This is a genomic window from Raineyella sp., from assembly GCF_034933565.1.
GTDB lineage: Bacteria > Actinomycetota > Actinomycetes > Propionibacteriales > Propionibacteriaceae > Raineyella.
Genome location: NZ_JAYFNG010000037.1, coordinates 1 through 19695, shown reverse-complemented (window position 1 = coordinate 19695; position 19695 = coordinate 1). Strand labels below are relative to the sequence as shown.

General features: G+C 72.1%; 17 protein-coding genes. 5 read left to right on the top strand and 12 right to left on the bottom strand.

Features of this window, described 5'->3' with window-relative positions:
• Positions 1-39: 39 nt before the first annotated feature.
• Entirely contained in the window at positions 40-1230 is a 1191-nt protein-coding gene (locus VB059_RS11315; RefSeq protein WP_323422134.1) for an SPFH domain-containing protein, read from the top strand.
• A 379-nt stretch (positions 1231-1609) separates the two neighbouring features.
• Here VB059_RS11315 and tsaD read toward each other — a convergent pair whose 3' ends face one another.
• The 5 genes from tsaD to VB059_RS11290 all read right to left on the bottom strand — a co-directional run bounded on the left by tsaD (position 1610) and on the right by VB059_RS11290 (position 7452).
• Complete coding sequence (gene tsaD, locus VB059_RS11310; RefSeq protein WP_323422133.1) at positions 1610-2671, bottom strand: tRNA (adenosine(37)-N6)-threonylcarbamoyltransferase complex transferase subunit TsaD; 1062 nt, start codon at positions 2669-2671, stop codon at positions 1610-1612.
• A complete protein-coding gene (locus VB059_RS11305) occupies positions 2668-3324 on the bottom strand; it encodes a GNAT family N-acetyltransferase (RefSeq protein ID WP_416339546.1) in 657 nt (218 codons plus the stop codon). The genes tsaD and VB059_RS11305 overlap by 4 nt, the downstream gene beginning before the upstream one ends.
• The gene (tsaB, locus tag VB059_RS11300) at positions 3321-4028 is read right to left on the bottom strand and encodes a tRNA (adenosine(37)-N6)-threonylcarbamoyltransferase complex dimerization subunit type 1 TsaB (protein WP_323422132.1); all 708 of its coding nucleotides are present in this window, start codon (positions 4026-4028) and stop codon (positions 3321-3323) included. Before tsaB ends, VB059_RS11305 begins: the two co-directional genes overlap by 4 nt.
• Positions 4025-4999 carry a tRNA (adenosine(37)-N6)-threonylcarbamoyltransferase complex ATPase subunit type 1 TsaE gene (gene tsaE / locus VB059_RS11295; protein ID WP_323422131.1) on the bottom strand — a complete coding sequence of 325 codons (975 nt, stop codon included), beginning with the start codon at positions 4997-4999 and terminating at the stop codon, positions 4025-4027. Before tsaE ends, tsaB begins: the two co-directional genes overlap by 4 nt.
• Before the next feature lie 155 nt (positions 5000-5154).
• The gene (locus VB059_RS11290) at positions 5155-7452 is read right to left on the bottom strand and encodes a DEAD/DEAH box helicase (RefSeq protein ID WP_323422130.1); all 2298 of its coding nucleotides are present in this window, start codon (positions 7450-7452) and stop codon (positions 5155-5157) included.
• Between the two features lie 413 nt (positions 7453-7865).
• On the opposite strand from VB059_RS11290, the gene VB059_RS11285 reads away from it, so the two are divergent.
• On the top strand, positions 7866-9002 hold the full coding sequence (locus VB059_RS11285) for a glycosyltransferase family 1 protein (protein ID WP_323422129.1): 1137 nt from the start codon (positions 7866-7868) through the stop codon (positions 9000-9002).
• Between the two features lie 114 nt (positions 9003-9116).
• On the opposite strand, the gene alr is transcribed toward VB059_RS11285, so the two are convergent.
• Genes alr through glmS form a run of 4 tightly spaced genes read right to left on the bottom strand, consistent with a single transcriptional unit; the run spans position 9117 to position 13976 of the window.
• Positions 9117-10280, bottom strand: a complete 1164-nt coding sequence (gene alr, locus VB059_RS11280; protein WP_323422128.1) for an alanine racemase — start codon at positions 10278-10280, stop codon at positions 9117-9119.
• Positions 10281-10315: 35 nt separating this feature from the next.
• Complete coding sequence (locus VB059_RS11275; protein ID WP_323422127.1) at positions 10316-11743, bottom strand: NAD(P)H-hydrate epimerase; 1428 nt, start codon at positions 11741-11743, stop codon at positions 10316-10318.
• A gap of 17 nt (positions 11744-11760) precedes the next feature.
• Entirely contained in the window at positions 11761-12120 is a 360-nt protein-coding gene (locus VB059_RS11270; RefSeq protein WP_323422126.1) for a holo-ACP synthase, read from the bottom strand.
• A gap of 11 nt (positions 12121-12131) precedes the next feature.
• Positions 12132-13976 carry a glutamine--fructose-6-phosphate transaminase (isomerizing) gene (gene glmS, locus VB059_RS11265; RefSeq protein ID WP_323422125.1) on the bottom strand — a complete coding sequence of 615 codons (1845 nt, stop codon included), beginning with the start codon at positions 13974-13976 and terminating at the stop codon, positions 12132-12134.
• Between the two features lie 98 nt (positions 13977-14074).
• On the opposite strand from glmS, the gene coaA reads away from it, so the two are divergent.
• Together coaA and VB059_RS11255 are read left to right on the top strand one after the other, a co-directional pair.
• Positions 14075-15058, top strand: coding sequence for a type I pantothenate kinase (gene coaA / locus VB059_RS11260; RefSeq protein WP_323422124.1), 984 nt, complete (start codon positions 14075-14077; stop codon positions 15056-15058).
• Between the two features lie 135 nt (positions 15059-15193).
• Positions 15194-15502 carry a hypothetical protein gene (locus VB059_RS11255; protein WP_323422123.1) on the top strand — a complete coding sequence of 103 codons (309 nt, stop codon included), beginning with the start codon at positions 15194-15196 and terminating at the stop codon, positions 15500-15502.
• Between the two features lie 164 nt (positions 15503-15666).
• Here the strand turns inward: VB059_RS11255 and glmM are convergent, their stop codons facing one another.
• The 3 genes from glmM to rplM are packed head-to-tail and all read right to left on the bottom strand — an operon-like array spanning position 15667 to position 18063.
• Positions 15667-17040, bottom strand: coding sequence for a phosphoglucosamine mutase (gene glmM / locus VB059_RS11250; protein WP_323422122.1), 1374 nt, complete (start codon positions 17038-17040; stop codon positions 15667-15669).
• A gap of 25 nt (positions 17041-17065) precedes the next feature.
• Positions 17066-17602 (bottom strand): 30S ribosomal protein S9, encoded by a 537-nt coding sequence (gene rpsI, locus VB059_RS11245; RefSeq protein WP_416339548.1) that lies wholly within the window; start codon positions 17600-17602, stop codon positions 17066-17068.
• A gap of 17 nt (positions 17603-17619) precedes the next feature.
• Entirely contained in the window at positions 17620-18063 is a 444-nt protein-coding gene (rplM, locus tag VB059_RS11240) for a 50S ribosomal protein L13 (protein WP_323422120.1), read from the bottom strand.
• A 306-nt stretch (positions 18064-18369) separates the two neighbouring features.
• On the opposite strand from rplM, the gene VB059_RS11235 reads away from it, so the two are divergent.
• Positions 18370-19653: a citrate synthase gene (locus tag VB059_RS11235; RefSeq protein WP_323422119.1), complete on the top strand. Its 1284-nt coding sequence runs from the start codon at positions 18370-18372 to the stop codon at positions 19651-19653.
• The last annotated feature ends 42 nt before the right edge of the window (positions 19654-19695 follow it).

Here is a 19695-nt window from a genome sequence, read left to right as displayed (position 1 = left end):
CCCACGAGTGGCGTGGGCCCCGCGACCGGAAAGGACCCCATGCCCGGTTTCGAGATCCTCCTTCTCCTCATCGTGATCCTGGTGGTGGCCGGCCTGCTCTTCGGCGGCCTGCGCACCAGCATCTTCTTCACGGTCCACACCCAGGAGAACGTCCTCGTCGAGCGATTCGGCAAGTTCCAGAAGGTCGCCGGGCCGGGCCTCAACACGAAGGTCCCCTTCATCGAGACCACCACCAAGCCGATCTCGCTGCGCGTCAAGCAGCTCGAGGTCAACATCGAGACGAAGACCAAGGACAACGTCTTCGTGACGATCCCGGTCGCGGTGCAGTACGTCATCGACCAGCACGCCGTCGTCGACGCGTACTACAAGCTCTCCGACCCGGAGGACCAGATCCGGTCGTACGTCTTCGACACCGTCCGCTCCGCCCTGTCCGGCCTGACGCTGGACACCGCGTTCGAGTCGAAGGACGACATCGCCACCACCGTCGAGCAGCGGCTGTCCCAGTCGATGGCGGAGTACGGCTTCCGGATCGTCAACACCCTGGTCACCGACATCTCCCCCGACCCGCGGGTCCGCGACTCGATGAACTCGATCAACGCCGCCCAGCGCGAGCGCGACGCGGCCCAGTCGCTGGCCGAGGCGGACAAGATCAAGCGGGTCACCCAGGCCCAGGCCGAGGCGGAGTCGAAGCGGCTGCAGGGTGAGGGTGTCGCCGCCCAGCGCAAGGCCATCGCGATGGGCATCGCCGAGCAGTACGAGATGCTGCGGGCCGCCGGCATCGAGGGCACCGCCGAGCAGCTGCTGCTGATGACCCAGTACTTCGACACCCTGCAGGACGTCGCCCGCAACGGCCGCTCCAACGTGCTGCTGCTGCCCTCGAACCCGGGCGCCCTCGGCGACCTGTCCCAGGAGATCCGCACCTCGCTGCTGACCAGCTACGAGTCCGAGCACGCCCGCCGCGACGGCGACGCCCGGGCCGAGCACGAGGCGGCCGAGCGTCGCGCCGCCGCCCAGCGCACCGCGGACCGACTGGCCCAGCAGGAGGCCGCGTACCACGCCACTGCCGCCGGGGGTGCGCCCGCCGGGCAACCGACCCCCACGGCGGCGTCCCAGCACGCCCCGGTCACCGCCGAGGATCTGGCGGCCCGTGCGGAGCAGCTCGCCGGCCACCTGCCGCACCGTCTGCAGGACCAGGTCAACCAGTTCCTGCAGCAGCGTCCCCAACAGTGAGCCGGTTGCTCGCTCGCCAAAGGGGATCCGGAGTGTCCCGCCTGCTCGGCTGATGCCCTGCCCGGCCCGGGCAACATCGCTGAAGCCTCCGCCCGGCCCGGGCGATGCCGCCCGTCATTGCCCGGCCGAGCAGCGCACCCGACACGACAGAAGCCCACCCGAACCACACACCCGACGGAGCACCCAGCACCCCGGCCGACGTTCCACGTGATCACCGACGTTGATCAACGTGGCCGACGGAACTCCGGCGGCCACGTCACCGAAGGTCGGCCGGGGTGAAAACCATCGGCCAACGTCTCCGGCCACGAGCCCGGATGCCCCCGGACCCCGGCCTCAGGCCGCAGGTGCCACGCACACGTACGGCCAGCAGACCCCGGCCTCAGGCTGCAGGCGCCGCGTACGGCCGGGAGACCGGCATGCCCGAGTCGGCGCCGAGCAGGATCGGCGACGGCGCCGCCCCCGAGGCGATGATCTGGGCGCCGAGCACGGCGATCATCGCGCCGTTGTCGGTGCACAGCCCCGGGCGCGGACGACGCAGGGTGATCCCGGCCGCCGCGGTCCGCTCCTCGAGCAGGCCGCGCAGGCGGGAGTTCGCCGCGACGCCGCCACCGAGCAGCAGGGTCTCGGCGCCGAAGTGCTGGCAGGCGTCGACGGCCTTGGCGGTGAGCACGTCGCAGACCGCCTCCTGGAAAGAGGCGGCGACATCGTTGACCGGGATCTGCCGACCGGCGGCCTGTTCGGTCTCCACCCAGCGCGCCACCGCGGTCTTGAGGCCCGAGAAGGAGAAGTCGAACCGGTGCTTCGCCAGGTCGTGCTTGGCGGTCAGCCCGCGCGGGAACCGGATCGCCCGCGGGTCGCCCTGCTGGGCGGCCCGGTCGATCACCGGCCCGCCGGGGTAGGGCAGCCCGAGCACCCGGGCCACCTTGTCGTACGCCTCGCCCGCGGCGTCGTCGATGGTGGTGCCGACCTCTTCGAGGTCGCCGGCCAGGCTGCCGACCCGCAGCAGCGAGGTGTGCCCACCGGAGACCAGCAGTGCCATCGTCGGCGAGGCGGGGTCCAGCGGGCCGTGCTCGAGCAGGTCGACGGCGACGTGACCGACCAGGTGGTTCACCCCGTAGAGCGGCTTGTCCCAGGCCAGTGACAGCGCCTTGGCGGCGGAGAGGCCGACCGCCAGGGCGCCCATCAGGCCCGGTCCGGACGTGACGGCGATGCCGTCCAGGTCCTCGGGCGCCACCCCCGAGGTCTCGAAGGCACGCCGCAGCGCAGGCACGATCGCCTCGAGGTGGGCCCGGGAGGCCACCTCGGGCACCACGCCGCCGAAACGTACGTGCTCCTCGACGGAGCTGGCGACCTCGTTGGCGAGCAGTTCGGTGCCGCGGACGATGCCGACACCGGTCTCGTCGCAGGATGACTCGATACCGAGGACAAGTGGTCCGGTCATGCGTTCATTCCCTCCGGGTCGTGACGGGTGTGTTCGGGGCGGGCGGGATCCGGGCCGGTGGACGCCGGGCGGGCGGGATCCGGGCCGGTCGACCCCGGGCGGGCGGAATCCGGGCCCGTCGACCCCAGGCCGGTGGACTCGGGGCGGGCGGATTCGGGGCGGGTGGATTCGGAGCGGGGCCGGTCCTCGAGCGGTGGCAGGTCCGCCTCGACGGGGGCGCGCATCACCAGAGCATCGGCGCCGGGGCCGTAGTAGTCGGCGCGGGTGTGCAGCGTGGTGAAGCCACAGCCCCGGTAGAGGCCGATGGCCGGCGCGTTGTCGTGGCGCACCTCGAGCAGCAGCTGCTCGACGCCCCGGGTCCGCAGGTGGAGCAGGCCGGCGCGGACCAGGCCGCGGCCGACGCGACGTCCGCGGGCGGCCGGCGCGACGATGATCCGCATCAGGTCGGCGGTGTCGGGCCCGATGAGGAAGGTGATCACACCGAGCACGGCGGGACCGGCGTCGGGGTCCACGGCGACCAGCACGATCCGGTCGCTGCCGTCGAGCTCACCGCGCCAGGAGATCTCGCTCCACTGCTCCCGGGCCGGGAAGCCGGTCTGTTCCAACGCCAGGACCGCGGGCAGGTCGGCCGCCGTCGCGCGGCGCAGGATCATGCCCGCCCGATCGTCAGGCGCTTGTGGCTGACCAGCGCGGACTTGCGTGTGGTCGGCGCGACCGCGTCGGGGCGGCGCAGGTAGAGCGGCTGCTGCCCCGCCGAGGGCAACCGCAGGCCGATCCGGGCCAGCAGGCCCGGATCGATCGCGCGGGGGCCGTCATCCGTACGCCCGTGGTGCACCGACGGGTAGAGGTCGGCGCCGGGGCCGATCACCGGCAGGTCGGGCAGCGCGGCGGGGGCGCTGACCTGCGGATCACCGACCCGGGTGCCGTCCGGGGCGTACCGGGCCCAGTAGAGCTCCTTGCGGCGGGCGTCGGAGGCGACGACGAAGTCGCCGGTCGGGCCGGCCGCGCCGGCATGGTCGGCTCCACCGGCCGCGTGGGCATGGTCGTACGCCACCACGTCGAGGCTGCACACCCCGTGCAGCGGGATCTGCCCGGCCCAGGCGAGGGTCTCGGCGGTGGCGATGCCGACCCGCAGGCCGGTGAACGGGCCCGGGCCCAGCCCCACCACCAGGTCGGTGACATCGTTCACCGCGGCCCCGGCCTCGGCCAGCGCCTCGCGGATCCATTCGGCGAGGTGCTCGACGTGCGCGCGCCGGTCGGTGTCGCGGCGGACCGCGAGGACCCGGTCGCCGGAGGCGACACCGACGCAGATGTCGGTGGACGTGTCGAGCGCCAGGACGAGAGGGGTGTCGGTCATGCGACGATGCCTCCGGAGGGCGTGACGGATTCGAGCTGGGCGTGCAGGCGGGCCCAGCGCTCGCCCTCGCCGCGGAAGAACACGAAGCGGGTCTCGTCGGCGGGATCGTCGGAGCGCTCGATGGACATCAACAGGCGGTCGCTGTTGAGCTGCTCGGCGATGCCCTCGCCCCACTCGACCACGGTCACCGCGGTGCCCGCCGTCTCGTCGAGATCGATGTCCTCCAGTTCGTCGGCGTCACCCAGGCGGTAGGCGTCGACGTGCACCAGAGTGGGCCGGCCGTCGGCGGCCCGGTGCACCCGGGACAGGACGAAGGTCGGGGAGACGACCGGCCCCTCGACCCCGAGACCGGCACCGAGGCCCTGGGTGAACGTCGTCTTGCCGGCGCCCAGCTCCCCCTTGGCGATGATCAGGTCCCCGGGACGGACGATGCGGGCCACCCACTCCCCCAGCCGGACCATCTCGTCGGCCGTCGGCACCTCGAAGGCGACCGGGAGCTCGCGGCCCACCTGGAGCAGCAGGTCGCCGCGGGAGAGCACCTCGTAGCCGAGCTTGCGCCACCAGGCCAGCAGCTCGGGGAACTCGATCCGGACCCCGAGCTGGGCGAAGGTGCAGCCGCGCAGCGCGGACAGTTCCTCGGCCAGCTCGATCATCGCGGTGGCGATGCCGTGCCGCTGGAACTCGGGGTGGACGCTGACCCGGTGCCAGGTCGCCACCGCAGCCGGCAGATCGGTGGAGGCGTCGATCCCGATGCCGACCAGGACGGCCCCGGCCGGGCGGCCGTCGAGGCGGGCGATGATGCCGAATCCGTCCTGCAGGGCCCGGGCGACGGACGACTCCGTCTCGGACAGGCCCGCGGGCGGTGGTCCGGCCGCCCGGCGAGCGCCGAACGCCGCGTGGATGACCTCCACCAACGCGGGCGCGTCGGACTCCACCGCAAGGGCGAGATCGAGCTGGTGCTCAGCACTCATGGGTGACTCCTCTCGGTGCCCGGGCGTCGGGGACGCCGGACACGATGCCGGTCGCCGGACAGGAGCCGGGGTCCTGTGTGCGACCGACCAACCATGCTAGCCGCGCCGGCCGGAGCCGGGAACGATCGCCCGGCCCCGGTCATCTACGACGTGGCTCAGTCGCGGCGCCGACCCCGGTCGCCGTACGAGCGGCGCCCGCCACCGTAGCGACGGCCGCCGCGCCGACGCTCGGGCTGCTTGGGGGCGATCAGCTCCTCGTACGCGGCGTCCTCGATCGGCTCGGTGGAGGGCCTGCGGGCGCCGGTGGCGCGGTACAGCCACTCCTCGTCCGGGGCGGCCTCCTGCGGCTTGGCCTGGACACCGGCCTGGTGCGCCAGGCGGACCATCGACCGGCGCTGGTGCGGCAGGATCAGCGTCACCACGACGCCGTCGGTGCCGGCCCGGGCCGTCCGACCGGCGCGGTGGGTGTAGTCACGGGAATCGGCCGGCGGATCGACCTGGAGCACCAGGCCGATGTCGTCGACATGGATGCCGCGAGCGGCCACATCGGTGGCGACCAGCACCGGCACGGTGCCCTCCTTGAAGGCACCCATCACCCGGGCGCGGGCACCCTGGGTGAGGCCACCGTGCAGCGCACCGGCCATCACGCCGGCCTCGCGCAGCTGACCGGCGATCCGGTCGGCGCCCTTCTGGGTGCGGGCGAAGACGATGGTCCGGCCCTCCCGGTTGGCCAGTTCGGCGGTGACGGTGGCCTTGTGTTCGGGCTTGACCAGGACGAGGTGGTGTTCCATCGTCGTGACGGTCGCCTGGGCGGAGTCGACCTCGTGGACGGTCGGGTCATGCAAGTAGCGCTTGACCAGCCCGTCGACCCCCCGGTCGAGGGTCGCCGAGAACAGCAGCCGCTGCCCGTCGGTGGGGGTCTCGTCGAGGATCCGGGTGACCTCGGGCAGGAAGCCCATGTCGGCCATCTCGTCGGCCTCGTCGAGCACCGAGACGCGGATCTCGGACAGGTCGGCGGCGCCCTGGTCGATCAGGTCGATCAGCCGGCCCGGGGTCGCCACGATCACGTCGACGCCGCGCGACAGCGCACGGCGCTGCGGATCGTACGACATGCCACCGGCCACCAGCAGGGACCGCATGCCGAGCGCCCGGGCCAGCGGGGACAGCACGTCGGCCACCTGCATCGCGAGTTCACGGGTCGGTTCGAGGATGATCGCCTGCGGCTTGCGGACGTTGCCGTCGGGCAGCACGGTCTCCCGCAGCCGGGTCAGCAGCGGCAGGGTGAAGCCGAGCGTCTTGCCCGACCCGGTGCGACCGCGGCCGAGCACGTCCTTGCCGGCCATTGCATCGGGGATGGAGGCCTGCTGGATCGGGAACGGTTCGGTGATGCCCTTCTGGGCGAGGACGGCGACGAGTTCGGCCGGCACGCCGAGCTGGGCGAAGCCGTTGGCACCGGTCACCGTCGAGGTGTCGACCTCGACGTCCTCGGCCTCCTGCCACTCCATGGTGTCGAGTGGGCCGTCAGCGGCCTCGTCGTGGTCGCGGCGGTCATGACCGTGGCCACCACGACGGTCGTCGAAACGCCGGTCGTCACGGTGGCCGCCGCGGGCCTCGAAACCACGCCGATCGTCGCGGCGCTCGAACCGCCGGTCGTCACGATCCTCGAACCGGCGGTCGTCACGGCGGCGACGCGGCGCCTCGTTGTCGCCCCAGCGCCCACCGTCGACCTCGACGTCGCGGCCCCAGGCCGCGGTGCGCGGCCGGTTCTCCCGGTAGGAGCTGCCGCCACGGGGGTAGCCGCCCTTGCCGCGCGCCGAGCCGCCCTGGGGGCGCCGGTCGTCACGACCGTACGGCTTGCCGGACCGGCCGGCGTCGCGGTCCTCACCCTCGCGGCGGACACGGTCCTCGGTGCGGTCGCGACGCTGCGCGGCGGCGCGGCGGCGGTCCTCACCATAGGAACGGCTGTCACCCTGGTAGGCCTCGGGCCCGCGCTCGCCCCGGTCCCGGCGGGGGCCACGATCCTGATAGCCACGCCCTTCGGAACCACGGTCCTGGTAGCCACGCCCCTCGGAACCACGCTCGCGGCCATAGCCGCGGCCTCCGGCGCCACGCCCCTCGGAACGGCGGTCCTGATGGCCGCGGGACTGATAGCCACGGCCCTCGGAACGGGAAGCACCGTCCCGGTCGTAGCCACGGCTCTGCGAGCGGTCGTCCCGGTCGTAGCCACGACTCTGCGAGCGGTCATCACGATCGGACGATCCGCGACGGTCATCACGATCGCGGCGGTCGTCACGTCGGGCGCTCTCGCCGCCGCGGTGCCGCGGGCCGTGGCCGCGGGCGGCCCGCTCCTCGGCGGACCAGCGCTTCTTCGGGGAGCCGTCGGCCTTGTGGCTCTTCGGTTTGCGGGCGGAGGACCCGCCCGAGGACATGGAGGGGCGCGCGTTGTAGGGCACGGTGATGACTCGTTTCCGGACCTGGGGTCCTGACCTGATAGGCGCGTCATCATGTTCGACTGTCACCCGGCTCCAGCGGGGCGCCCCGGCGTTCCGGGGGCGGGACAACGTGCCCATGCGCCCGACACTGGGCGTCTACGTCCCGGACAGCGCTGCGCAGCCGGGTGATTCATGCTACACCGCGCACCCGCGTGGTCACGAATCGAGGCCCGCGCCGCGGCACCACCCCGCCCGTCCCGCTGCCCATCCTGCGGAACGTGGCCACGGCGCGGAGGCCACCGAGGTTCCTAGACTGGGCCGGGTACACGCCGTTCACCCACTCGACATCCGATGTCGGTCGACACGTCGACGTACGTCACCCTCCGTCCATCCGCTCCCCGCAGACTGGCCGGAGGTCAACGAAAGGGCAGCACGTGCGGGTCGCGATCTTCACGGAATCCTTCCTCCCCGCCATCAACGGGGTCACCCACTCCGTGATGCGGGTGCTGGAATATCTTCGCGACGAGGGCCACCAGGCCCTGGTCATCGCACCGGCCGACGGGGGCCGCGAACCGTCGGAGTATGCGGGCTTCCCCGTCGTCCCGGTCGCTGCCGTCAGCCTGCCGGGTTACCACGACGTCCGGGTCTGCGGCACCAGCCAACTGCGGCTGGAGCGCCTGCTGGAGGACTTCCACCCCGACGTGCTGCACCTCGCGGCGCCGATCGCCCTCGGGCACCGGGCCGCGCTGGCCGCGAACTGGCTCGGCATCCCGGTGGTCGCGATCTACCAGACCGACGTCCCCTCGTACGCCGCCCGGTACGGCTTCGCCGGGGCCGAGACCCTGCTGTGGTGGCGGGTCCGCCAGATCCACTCCCAGGCCACGATGACCCTGGCACCGTCGACCGCATCGCGCAGCCAGCTGGTCCGCCACCACGTCCCGCGGGTCGGCCTGTGGGGCCGCGGCGTGGACTCCGTACGTTTCGACCCGGTCAAGCGAGACGAACGGTGGCGCCGCAGCGTGGCACCGCACGGCGAACGGATCATCGGCTGCGTCGGTCGGCTCGCGCCGGAGAAGCAGATCGGTGACCTGCAGGTGCTGGCCGACCTGCCGGGCGCCCGGCTGGTCATCGTCGGCGACGGGCCGCTGCGCGCCGACCTGGCGGCGTTCCTCCCCACCGCACACTTCACCGGGCAGCTGACCGGCGAGGACCTACCGCGGGTGATGGCCAGCATGGACGTCTTCGTCCATCCCGGCGAGCTGGAGACCTTCGGCCAGTCGATCCAGGAGGCGATGGCCTCCGGTCTGCCGGTGATCGCCCCCGCCAAGGGCGGACCGATCGACCTGGTGGACTCCTCACGCACCGGCTGGCTCTACCCGCCGGGCGACCTCGCCTCGATGCGCCGCCACGTCCGTGACCTGCTCGGTGACGACCGCAAGCGTGCCGCGTTCTCCGCGGGGGCGCGACTGTCGGTGCTGGAGCGCACCTGGCACCGCCTCTGCGACGACCTGATGGGCCACTACCGGGAGGCGATCGCTGAGGTGCACTCCCGGCAGCGACTCAGCGTCTGACTCGCCATCCGCCGGGCCGTCCTCCGGGGCCCGGCGTCTTCCGGGGCCCACCACCCTCCACGGCCGCTGTCCCCCACGGGCCACCGTCCGCCGCGGGGGACGGTCATGACGGGCTCAGCCGCGCAGCACCCGCGGCACCCGGGCCCCGATCCGGGTGACGATCTCGTAGCCGATGGTGCCGCACCAGCGGGCCCAGTCCGATGCGGTCGGCACGACACCGTCCGGGCCGGGAGCGCCGAACAGCACCACCTCGTCGCCGATCTCCTCGGTCGCCCCCGGGCCCAGGTCGACGATCATCTGGTCCATGCACACGCTGCCGCGCTGGTGCACCCGACGGCCCCCGACGGCCAGCTCCAGCCGCCCGGCGCCGTGGCGCGGGATCCCGTCGGCATAGCCGAGCGGCACCAGGCCGAGCTCGGCGCCCGGCTGCGGCGCCCGCCACCGGTAGCCGTACGACACGCCGGTGCCGGCGGTCACGTGCTTGCGGTTCACGAGCCGTGCCCGCAGCGTCATCACCGGCGTCAGCGCGACCCCGGCGTCCGCGGCCATGGTGCCGTCGGCCGGATCGACGCCGTAGCCGGCGATCCCGAGCCGGACCATCTCGTAGCGGCTCTGCGGGATGCTCAGCGCCGCGGCGGAGGCGGCGATGTGGCGCACCGGGATCGCCAGCCCGCCGGCCCGGGCCTCGGCGACGGCCCGGTCGAAGGCCTCCAGCTGCGCCGCGTTGCCGGGGTGGCCGACCTCGTCGGCACAGGCGAAGTGCGACCAGACCGCGACCACCTCGACCGCCCCGCCCTGCTCGGCGCGCCGGGCCGCGTCGACGAGCGCCGGCCAGTCCTGCGGCAGGCAGCCGTTGCGGGACAGGCCGGTGTCGATCTTGAGGTGGATCCGGGCGGTGCGCCCGGCCCGCGTCGCCGCCAGCATCACCGTCCGCACCTGGCCGGGGCTCTGCACCGACACGTCGATGTCCGCATCGACCAGCGTGGTGAGGTCCTCGTCGGGCCCGTAGAGCCAGCAGAACACCCGGCCGGTGTCGCCCGCGGCCCGCAGCGCCAACGCCTCCGCCGGCACCGCGACCCCCAGCCAGGATGCCCCGGCCTGCCGCGCCGCGGCGGCGCAGGCCAGCATGCCGTGCCCGTACGCGTCGGCCTTGACCACCATCATCACCTCGGCCGGGGCGACGACCTCCCGGACGGCGGTGACGTTGGCGCGCAGGGCGTCGAGGTCGATCAGGGCACTGGCGGTCTGGGGGTCGATGGTGGGCCCGGCGGAAGTCATGGCGGTCATTCTGCCCCGTCCCGGTGACGGCAGGGTCACCGATCGCCCAGCAACCCCTGCAGCGTCGTCCCGAAGCGTTGTGCCAGCGCGTGCGGCGGCAGCGGCGGCTCGGCGGCGGCGGTGAGCGCCTGCAACGACGCCCCGCAGACCGCGGCCCGGGCCGCCGGCAGGCCGGCGGCGAGCAGGCTGCCGCAGACCCCCGCCAGGGTGTCGCCCGACCCGGCCTGGGCGGTCCGGCCCGGCCCGGGGACGGCGACCTCGACCGTACGTTCCCACGGGGTGGCGACGTACTGGGTGGCGCCCTTCAGGAGCACGGTGGCGCCGAACAGGTCAGCGGCGCGATGGACGTGGGCGAGCGGGTCCGCCTCGACCTCGGCGCGGGGCACCTCGAGCAGCCGGGCGAGCTCGCCGGCGTGCGGGGTGAGCAGGTGCTCGGGGGAGAGTGTCACCTCGGGCACGTGGCGCAGCCCGTCGGCGTCGATCAGCACCGGCGCCTCCTGGTCGAGGATCTCGGCCAGCCGGGCAGCGCCGTCGGGCCGGTCGCCCCAGCCGGAGCCGACCACCCAGGCCTGGACCCGGCCCGGCGCGGTGACGACCGAGGGGATCGCCGCGACGCTCGCCCGGGCGACCTCGGGCGAGCCGAGACTGCGGATCATCCCGGTGCCGGCGTACGCGGCGCCGTACGCGACCAGGATGCCGGCGCCCGGGTAGGTCGCCGATCCGGCGTCGATGCCGAGCACCCCACGGGAATACTTGTCGGACAGCACGTCGGGCACCGGCCAGGCGGCGGCGACGTCGGCGGTCTCCCAGCGCCGCAGCAACGGCGTCCCCGCCTCGCCGAGGGCCGCCCAGTGCAGGCCGATGTCGATCACCTCGACCGCTCCGCACCGGTGGGCGGCGGGCTGCATCACCTGGCAGGCCTTGGCGGTGCCGAAGGTCACGGTCCGCTCGGCCCGGAACGACGGGTGGGCCCCGGCGCCGTCGGCGTCCAGCCCCGAGGGCACGTCCACGCTGGTCACCGGGGTGCCGGAGCGCTCGGCCGCCTCGGCCAGCCGGGCCACGTCGCCGGCCAGCCCGGGGCGGCCGCCGATGCCGAAGATGCCGTCGACGATCCGGTCGACCCGCTCCGTCAGCGACAGTGCCGTCTCGAGGTCGACCGGGGTGGCGCCGTTGTCGACACACGCCGCCCACCCCGCTTCGTGGACGTGTCCGGGCACGACGGCATGCACCCAGACGCGTACGCCCCGCCCGGCGAGCCGCATCGCGGCCCACAGGGCGTCACCACCGTTGTCGCCGGGCCCGGCGAGGACCAGCACCTTCGTCCCGTCGGTGTGGCCGAGGTCGCGCAGCACGCTGGTGGCCAGCGCGTCGGCGGCGCGCTGCATCAGCTCACCCTCCTCGGTGCGGGCGAACGCCTCCTCCTCGGCGGCACGGATGGACTCCACAGAATGGACGAGCAGCACGATGACCTCCTGGGCTCCTAACGGCCATCCTCGCAGACGACGAACGCCGTGGCGATGCCTCCGTCGTGCGACATCGACAGAAAGGTCCGGGTGATGCCGAGCCGGGCCTCGAGGTCGGCGATGGTGCCGGTGGTGACGAAGTAGGGCTGCCCGTCGGGGGTCTTGCGGACCTCGCAGTCGCGCCAGACCAGGCCGCCCGGGGAGCCGAGGGCCTTGGCGAAGGCCTCCTTCGCGGCGAACCGGCCGGCCAGCGACGCCGGCCGGTGGTGCGCCTCCTCCGGGGAGAAGAGCCGCGCCACCAGCCCCGGGGTCCGCAGCAGCATCTCCTCGAAGCGGGAGATCTCGCAGACGTCGACCCCGATCCCGACGATGGCCATCGGGTCGGCGCCTACTCGACGGTGACGGACTTGGCCAGGTTGCGCGGCTGGTCCACGTCGTGGCCCAGCACGGTCGCCAGCTCGCAGGCGAACAGCTGCAGCGGGATGACGGCGACCAGCGGCTGGAGGATGGTCGACACCTTCGGCAGCCGGATCACGGTGCTGGCGAAGTCGTCGACCACCGAGTCGTCCTGCTCGGCCAGCGCGATCGGGCGGGCGCCTCGGGCGCGGATCTCCTGGATGTTGGAGATCACCTTGTCGTGCAGCTGGTCGCGGCCCCGCGGCGGCACCACGACGAACACCGGCATGCCCGGCTCGATGATGGCGATCGGGCCGTGCTTGAGCTCGCCGGCGGCGAAGCCCTCGGCGTGCAGGTAGGCGATCTCCTTGAGCTTGAGGGCGCCCTCGAGGGCGACCGGGTAGCCGACGTGGCGGCCGAGGAAGAGCACCGAGGGCTGGTCGACGAGTCGGGCGGCGAGGTCGAGGACCGGGGCGGCGTTGTCCAGCACCTGCTGCATCAGCGGCGGCAGGCCCTCCAGCTCCTTCATCACCGCGGCGATCTCCTCGCCGTACATCGTCCCCTTGATCTGCGCCAGGTAGAGACCGAGCAGGTAGCAGGCGGCCAGCTGGGTGGTGAAGCCCTTCGTCGAGGCGACGCCGATCTCCGGGCCGGCGTGGGTGTAGATCACCGCGTCGGACTCGCGCGGGATGGTCGAACCGTTGGTGTTGCAGATGGCCAGCACCCGGGCGTGCTGTTCGCGGGCGTGCCGGATGGCCATCAGGGTGTCGGCGGTCTCGCCGGACTGGGAGATCGCCACCACCAGGGTGGTCGGGCCGACGATCGGGTCGCGGTAGCGGAACTCGGAGGCCAGCTCCACCTCGCAGGGGATCCGCACCCAGTGCTCGATGGCGTACTTGGCGACCATCCCGGCGTAGAAGGACGTGCCGGCGGCGATGATGATGATCTTCTGGATCTGGCGCAGCTCCGACTCCGACAGCCGGATCTCGTCGAGGGTCAGCGCACCGTCCTCGGTGTGGCGGCCCAGCAGGGTGTCGGCGACGGCCTTCGGCTGCTCGAAGATCTCCTTGCGCATGAACCAGTCGAAACCGCCCTTCTCGGCGGCGGACAGATCCCAGTCGACGTGGTAGCGCTTGGCCTCGGCCGGCTTGCCGGTGAAGTCGGACACCTTCACCCCGTCGGGGGAGATCTCCACCACCGAGTCCTGGCCGAGTTCGAGGGCCTCGCGGGTGTGCTCGATGAACGCGGCGACATCGGAGGCGAGGAAGTTCTCCCCCTCGCCCAGGCCGACGACCAGCGGGGAGTTGCGGCGGGCGGCGACCACCCGGTCGGGCGTCCGGGCGTCGACGGCGACCAGGGTGAAGGCGCCCTCGAGCCGGTTGACGACGGTGTGCAGGGCGTCGAGCAGGGCCGCCCCCTTGGCGACCTCGACACCGAGCAGCTGCGCGGCGACCTCGGTGTCGGTCTCGGAGCGGAAGGTGATGCCCTCGGCGGTCAGCTCGGCGCGCAGCTCGGCGAAGTTCTCGATGATGCCGTTGTGCACGACGGCGACCCGGCCGTCCTGGGACAGGTGCGGGTGCGCGTTGCCGTCGGTGGGGGCGCCGTGGGTGGCCCAGCGGGTGTGGCCGATGCCGGTGCCGGACTCCGGCAGCGGGTGCTCGTCCAGGGCCATCTCGAGGTTCAGCAGCTTGCCGGCCTTCTTCTCGGCGGCGATCCGCCCGTCGGCCACGATGGCCACACCGGCCGAGTCGTAGCCGCGGTACTCGAGGCGCCGGAGCCCCTCGACGACGACCTCACGGGCGCTGCGCGGCCCGACATACCCCACGATTCCACACATGGGGACAGCCTAGCGGCTGCCTCCGACACCCCGGGATTCACGAACCGTACGCCGGGCCGGGCCCCGGCACACCCCCGTGACGGGGCAGAATGGCGCCCATGCCAGACGCGACGCTGCCCCCGGGCGACTCCGCGCCGGACCTCGGCGAGGCCGGCGGACCGTACGTCCTGCGCAGTCGGGCCGACTGGGCCGAGCTCGCCAACGCGCTGCCGTCACCGCTGAGCGAGGAGACGCTGGAGCGGTTGCGCGGCTTGGGGGACCCGACGTCGATGCGTGACGTGGTGGAGGTCTACCAGCCGCTGACCCGGCTGCTCAGCCTGCACTTCCGGCACCGTGGCAACCTCTACCGGTCCACCAACACGTTCCTGCGGCTGGACGTCAAGCGCACTCCGTTCGTCATCGGCATCGCCGGCTCGGTCGCCGTGGGCAAGTCGACGACGGCCCGGCTGCTCGCCGAGCTGCTGCGCAACTGGCCCGACCACCCCAACGTCGAGCTGGTCACCACCGACGGCTTCCTCTACCCCAATGAGGAGCTGAAACGGCGCGGCATCATGCACCGCAAGGGCTTCCCCGAGTCGTACGACCGGCGGGCGCTGCTGCGCTTCGTGATCGACGTGAAGTCGGGCCGCCCCGAGGTCACCGCCCCGGTCTACTCGCACCTGTCGTACGACATCGTGCCGGACGAGCGGCTGGTGGTCCGGCGGCCCGACATCGTCGTGGTGGAGGGCCTGAACGTGCTGCAGCCGGCCCGGGTGCACGCCGACGGGTCGACCGGTCTGGCGCTGAGCGACTTCTTCGACTTCTCCGTGTACGTCGACGCCGCCTCGGAGGACATCCGGACCTGGTACCTGGAGCGGTTCATGTCGCTGCGGGAGACCGCCTTCCGTGATCCGCGGTCGTACTTCCGCCGCTACGCCGAGATGAGCCAGGAGGGCGCCACCCGGCAGGCGGCGAACATCTGGGACACCATCAACGGCCCGAACCTCGCCCTGAACATCCGCCCGACCCGGGGCCGCGCCACCGCGATCCTCCGCAAGGGCGCCAACCACGAGGTCAAGTGGGTGCGGATCCGCAAGATCTGACCCCGCCGTCCAGCCCGATCATCCGTCCGGGATCGCACCCCGATCCCCGTCCCTGCGTCCCACCCCGACCATCCACCCGGAATCGCACCCCGATCCCCGTCCCTGCGTCCCGTACGCGCTGACCCGAGGAGCACCATGACCGACCCGTCGGACCACGCCACCCCATCGGCCCATGACCCGGTGGTCGCCAACGTCTGGTACGACCGCGACGAGGACGCGGTGCTGGGCCTGTTCGCGCCGGACGGCTCCGAGCTGACCGTGGCCGTCACGATCGGACAGCGCTGGCCGACGTTCGGCCGACTGCTGACGATGCTGTCCCCGCACCTGGTCCGGTCCTCGGTGCGGGGCTTCCTGGAGCAGCTCGAGGGCGCCGGCATGGTACTGAGCGGCTACACCGCCCACGACCTGGCCGATTTCGAGCGGGGCCGCCGGGCCAACCCCTGACCGGCCGTACATCTGACCGACCGTACGTACGTCTGGTTGACCGTACGTCCGACCGACCGTACGTCTGGTTGGCCGTACGCCAGACGGCGCAAGCAAGCGACTCTCCGCCGGCCGTACGTCCGGTCGGTGAGGCCGCCGCCCGGTCGGCGGAAACGCCGGCAGGCTCAGTGGGCGGCGCTGCGCAGCGACAGACGCTCGGCCACCACGGCGGCGAGTCCCTCGGCGACGGCGCGGGAGAGGTCGGCGTCCTCACACTCGACCATCACCCGGACGACCTGTTCGGTGCCGGAGGGGCGCAGCAGCACCCGGCCCCGTGAGCCGACGGCGGCGTTGGCCGCGGCGACCGCGGCGAGCACCTCGGTGTCGGTGGCGGCGCGGTGCTTGTCGACGTCGGGGACGTTGATCAGCACCTGGGGGACGCGTCGGACGACGGCGGCGAGGTCGGCCAGTGGCGCACCGGTGTCGGCCATCACGGCCATCAGCAGCAGCGCGGTGAGCGTGCCGTCGCCGGTGGTGACGAGATCGCGCAGGATGACGTGCCCGGCCTGCTCCCCGCCGAGGTTGAGGCCGCCGTCACGCATCGCCTTCATCACGTGCCGGTCGCCGACGTCGGTACGGACCACCCGGATGCCACGGGCGTTGAGGGCGTGGTCGAGACCGATGTTGCTCATCGTGGTGACCACGACGGCATCCCCCTTGAGCAGCCCACGGTCGTGCAGGGCGAGGGCGAGAGTGGCGATGATCTGGTCGCCGTCGATGATGTCCCCGTCGGCGGCTGCGGCGATGGCGCGGTCGGCGTCCCCGTCGAGGGCGATGCCGAGATCGGCGCCGTGCTCGAGGACGGCACGCTGCAATTCAGCCGGGTGGGTGGAGCCGCAACGGTCGTTGATGTTGGTGCCGTCGGGCTTGCCGTTGATCACGACAACCTCGGCCCCGAGTTCCCGGAAGGCGGCGGGGGCGGTGCGGTGCGCGGCACCGTTGGCGAGGTCCAGAACGACCTTCAGCCCGGCCAGGGAGACGTTGTCCTGGGTGACGGTCCGCAGCGTGGTGACGAGATGGTGGACGTAGTCGTCCACGAGCTGGGGGGCATCGCTGACCCGGCCCACGGCCGCACCCATCGGACGCTGCCACGGTTCGAGCATCCGGGCCTCGATGGCGTCCTCCGTGGCGTCGTCGAGTTTCCAGCCTCCGGCCCGGAAGAACTTCAGGCCGTTCTCCGGCATCGGATTGTGACTGGCCGTGAGCATCACACCGAGGTCGGCGTCGCCGGCCCGCACGAGATGTGCGAGCCCGGGGGTCGGCACGACACCGACCCGGACGACGTCGACCCCGGTGCTGGCCAGTCCGGCGATCACGGCGCACTCCAGGAACTCACCGCTGATCCTGGGGTCGCGGCCCACGAGTGCCCTGAGGCGGCGTTGACCGCCGCCCTCGCCGAGGACGTGGGACGCCGCGACCGCCAGGTCGAGCGCCAGCTCTGCTGTGAGATCCTGGTTCGCGCGTCCGCGGACGCCGTCCGAACCGAAGAGACGACCCATGTGAGTCAGCCCAGAGGGGCCTTGATCAGCGCTTCGAGTACTGCGGAGCCTTGCGGGCCTTCTTCAGGCCGGCCTTCTTGCGCTCCACCGCACGCGCGTCGCGGGTCAGCATGCCGGCCTTCTTCAGGCTCGGGCGGCTGGCCTCGGCGTCGACGGCGTTCAGTGCCCGGGCGACACCCAGCCGCATCGCGCCGGCCTGGCCGGAGGGGCCACCACCGTGCACGCGGGCGATGACGTCGTAGGCGCCCTCGACACCGGCGATGACGAACGGCTCGTTCACCAGCTGCTGGTGGATCTTGCTCGGGAAGTAGTCCGCGAGGGCCCGCCCGTTGAGGGACCACTGCCCGGTGCCCGGAACGATCCGGACGCGGGCGACGGCTTCCTTGCGGCGGCCGGTGGCCATGCCGGGGGCGATGATGGCCTGGCGCTCACCCGGGGCAGCGGTGCCGGCGGCGGCCTGTCCCTCGGAGCGGTAGGCGATCTCGCGGTCGCCCTCGGTGAAGGAGACGAGCTCCTCGCTGGTATCGGTGGTCTCTTCGACGTTTTCAGACACTTGGTTGATCCTCGGCAATCAGTGGGTCACTGGGCGATCTGGACGATCTCGTACGGCTGCGGGTTCTGCGCCGCGTGCGGGTGCTCAGGGCCGCCGTAGACCTTGAGCTTGCCCATCAGCTTGCGGCTCAGACGGTTCTTGGGGAGCATGCCCCAGACCGCCAGTTCCACGGCGCGACGCGGATCCTTCTGGAGGAGGTCGCCGTACGCCACGGACTTCAGGCCGCCCGGCTCACCGCTGTGCCGGAACGCCAGCTTGTCAGTGGCCTTCTTGCCGGTCAGCCGGATCTTGGAAGCGTTCACCACCACGACGAAGTCACCACCGTCGATGTGCGGGGCGAAGGTCGCCTTGTGCTTTCCGCGCAGCAGGGTCGCGGCGGTCACGGCGAGGCGGCCGAGGGTCACACCCTCGGCATCAATGACATGCCAATGGCGCTCGATCTCGCCGGGCTTCGGGCTGTACGTAGACACGGTCGGGGACCACTTCCACTAGGTAGTTTTACGTTCTCTCTTGCGCAGTGCGACCGGGGAGCCAGGACCGCCACACCCGGACACCGGGGCGACAGGCTCGCTGGCATAGCGTCGCCAAGCGCAACATCGCAATAGGTTACCGTCGCCGACAGCTCCGGTCAAAACAGCAGGTCGGGCGGGCCCTGCCGGAGGCGGCCGGGGTCGGGGCCCGGGCCGCGGATGATGATGCCTGTCTACCACACGACGTGACGCAGCCGACGCCCACCCGTCGCCGGAACGGACCCCGGGTGACCCTATCGTGCCGACATGGGAGAGACTCTGACCATTCGCGACAATCGCACCGGGGAGACCTACGAGCTTCCGGTCTCCGAGGGGACGCTGCGGGCGAAGGATCTGTTCCGGATCCGCGACGCCGACGGCCATGGCCTGGTGTCCTTCGACCCCGGCATGTTCAACACGGCCACCTGCCATTCCTCGGTCGCCTACATCCACGGTGACAAGGGCATCCTCGACTACCGCGGCTACCCGATCGAGGAGCTCGCCGAGAGGTGCAGCTACCTCGAGGTCGCCTACCTCCTGGTCTACGGGGAACTCCCGACCGGCGCCCAGCTGGACCAGTGGGAGTACGACATCAACCACCACATGTTCATCCCGGAGAACGTCAAGAAGCTGATCGACGCGTTCCCGTACGACGCCCACCCGATGGCGAAGCTGATGTCGGCGGTGAGCTCACTGCACGCCTTCTACCCGGAGTCGCGCGAGGCCGACCTGCACCTCAGCCCGCACCTGCAGATCCGCCGGCTGATCGCCAAGATGCCGACCCTGGCGGCGTTCTCCTACCGGCACTCCGCCGGTCTGCCCTTCGTCTATCCGCGCGACGACATCTCCTATGTGGAGAACTTCATGCGGATGCTGTTCATGATGGGCGAGCGTGACTACCGCCCCGACCCGCGGCTGGTCCATGCCCTGGAGGTGCTGTTCGTCCTGCACGCCGACCACGAGCAGAACTGTTCGACGACCACCGTGCGCACCGTGGCCTCCTCCGGCAACGGCCCCTACACCTGCGTGTCGGCCGGCATCGGGGCGCTGTTCGGCCCGCTGCACGGCGGCGCCAACGAGGCGGTGCTGCGGATGCTGCGCGAGATCGGCGACGTGTCCCACGTTCCGGAGTTCATCCGGGGGGTGAAGACCGGCGGCGCCCGGCTGATGGGGTTCGGCCACCGGGTCTACAAGAACTACGACCCGCGCGCCCGGATCATCAAGTCGACCGCGCACGACGTGTTCGAGGTGACCGGCGTCAACCCGCTGCTGGAGATCGCCCTCGAGCTGGAGAGGATCGCCCTGGAGGACGAGTACTTCGTCACGCGGCGGCTCTACCCGAACGTCGACTTCTACTCCGGCCTGATCTACGAGGCCCTCGGCTTCGAGCCGGAGATGTTCACCGCCCTGTTCGCCATCCCGCGCACCGCCGGCTGGCTGGCCCAGTGGATGGAGGGCGCCAACGACGCCGAGCAGAAGATCGTCCGGCCCAAGCAGATCTACACCGGTCCCGCCCGCCGCCACTTCGTCCCGATCGACCAGCGCGGCTGACCCTCTCCTCACCCCACCCCGGGCCGGGGGGGGGGGGGGGGG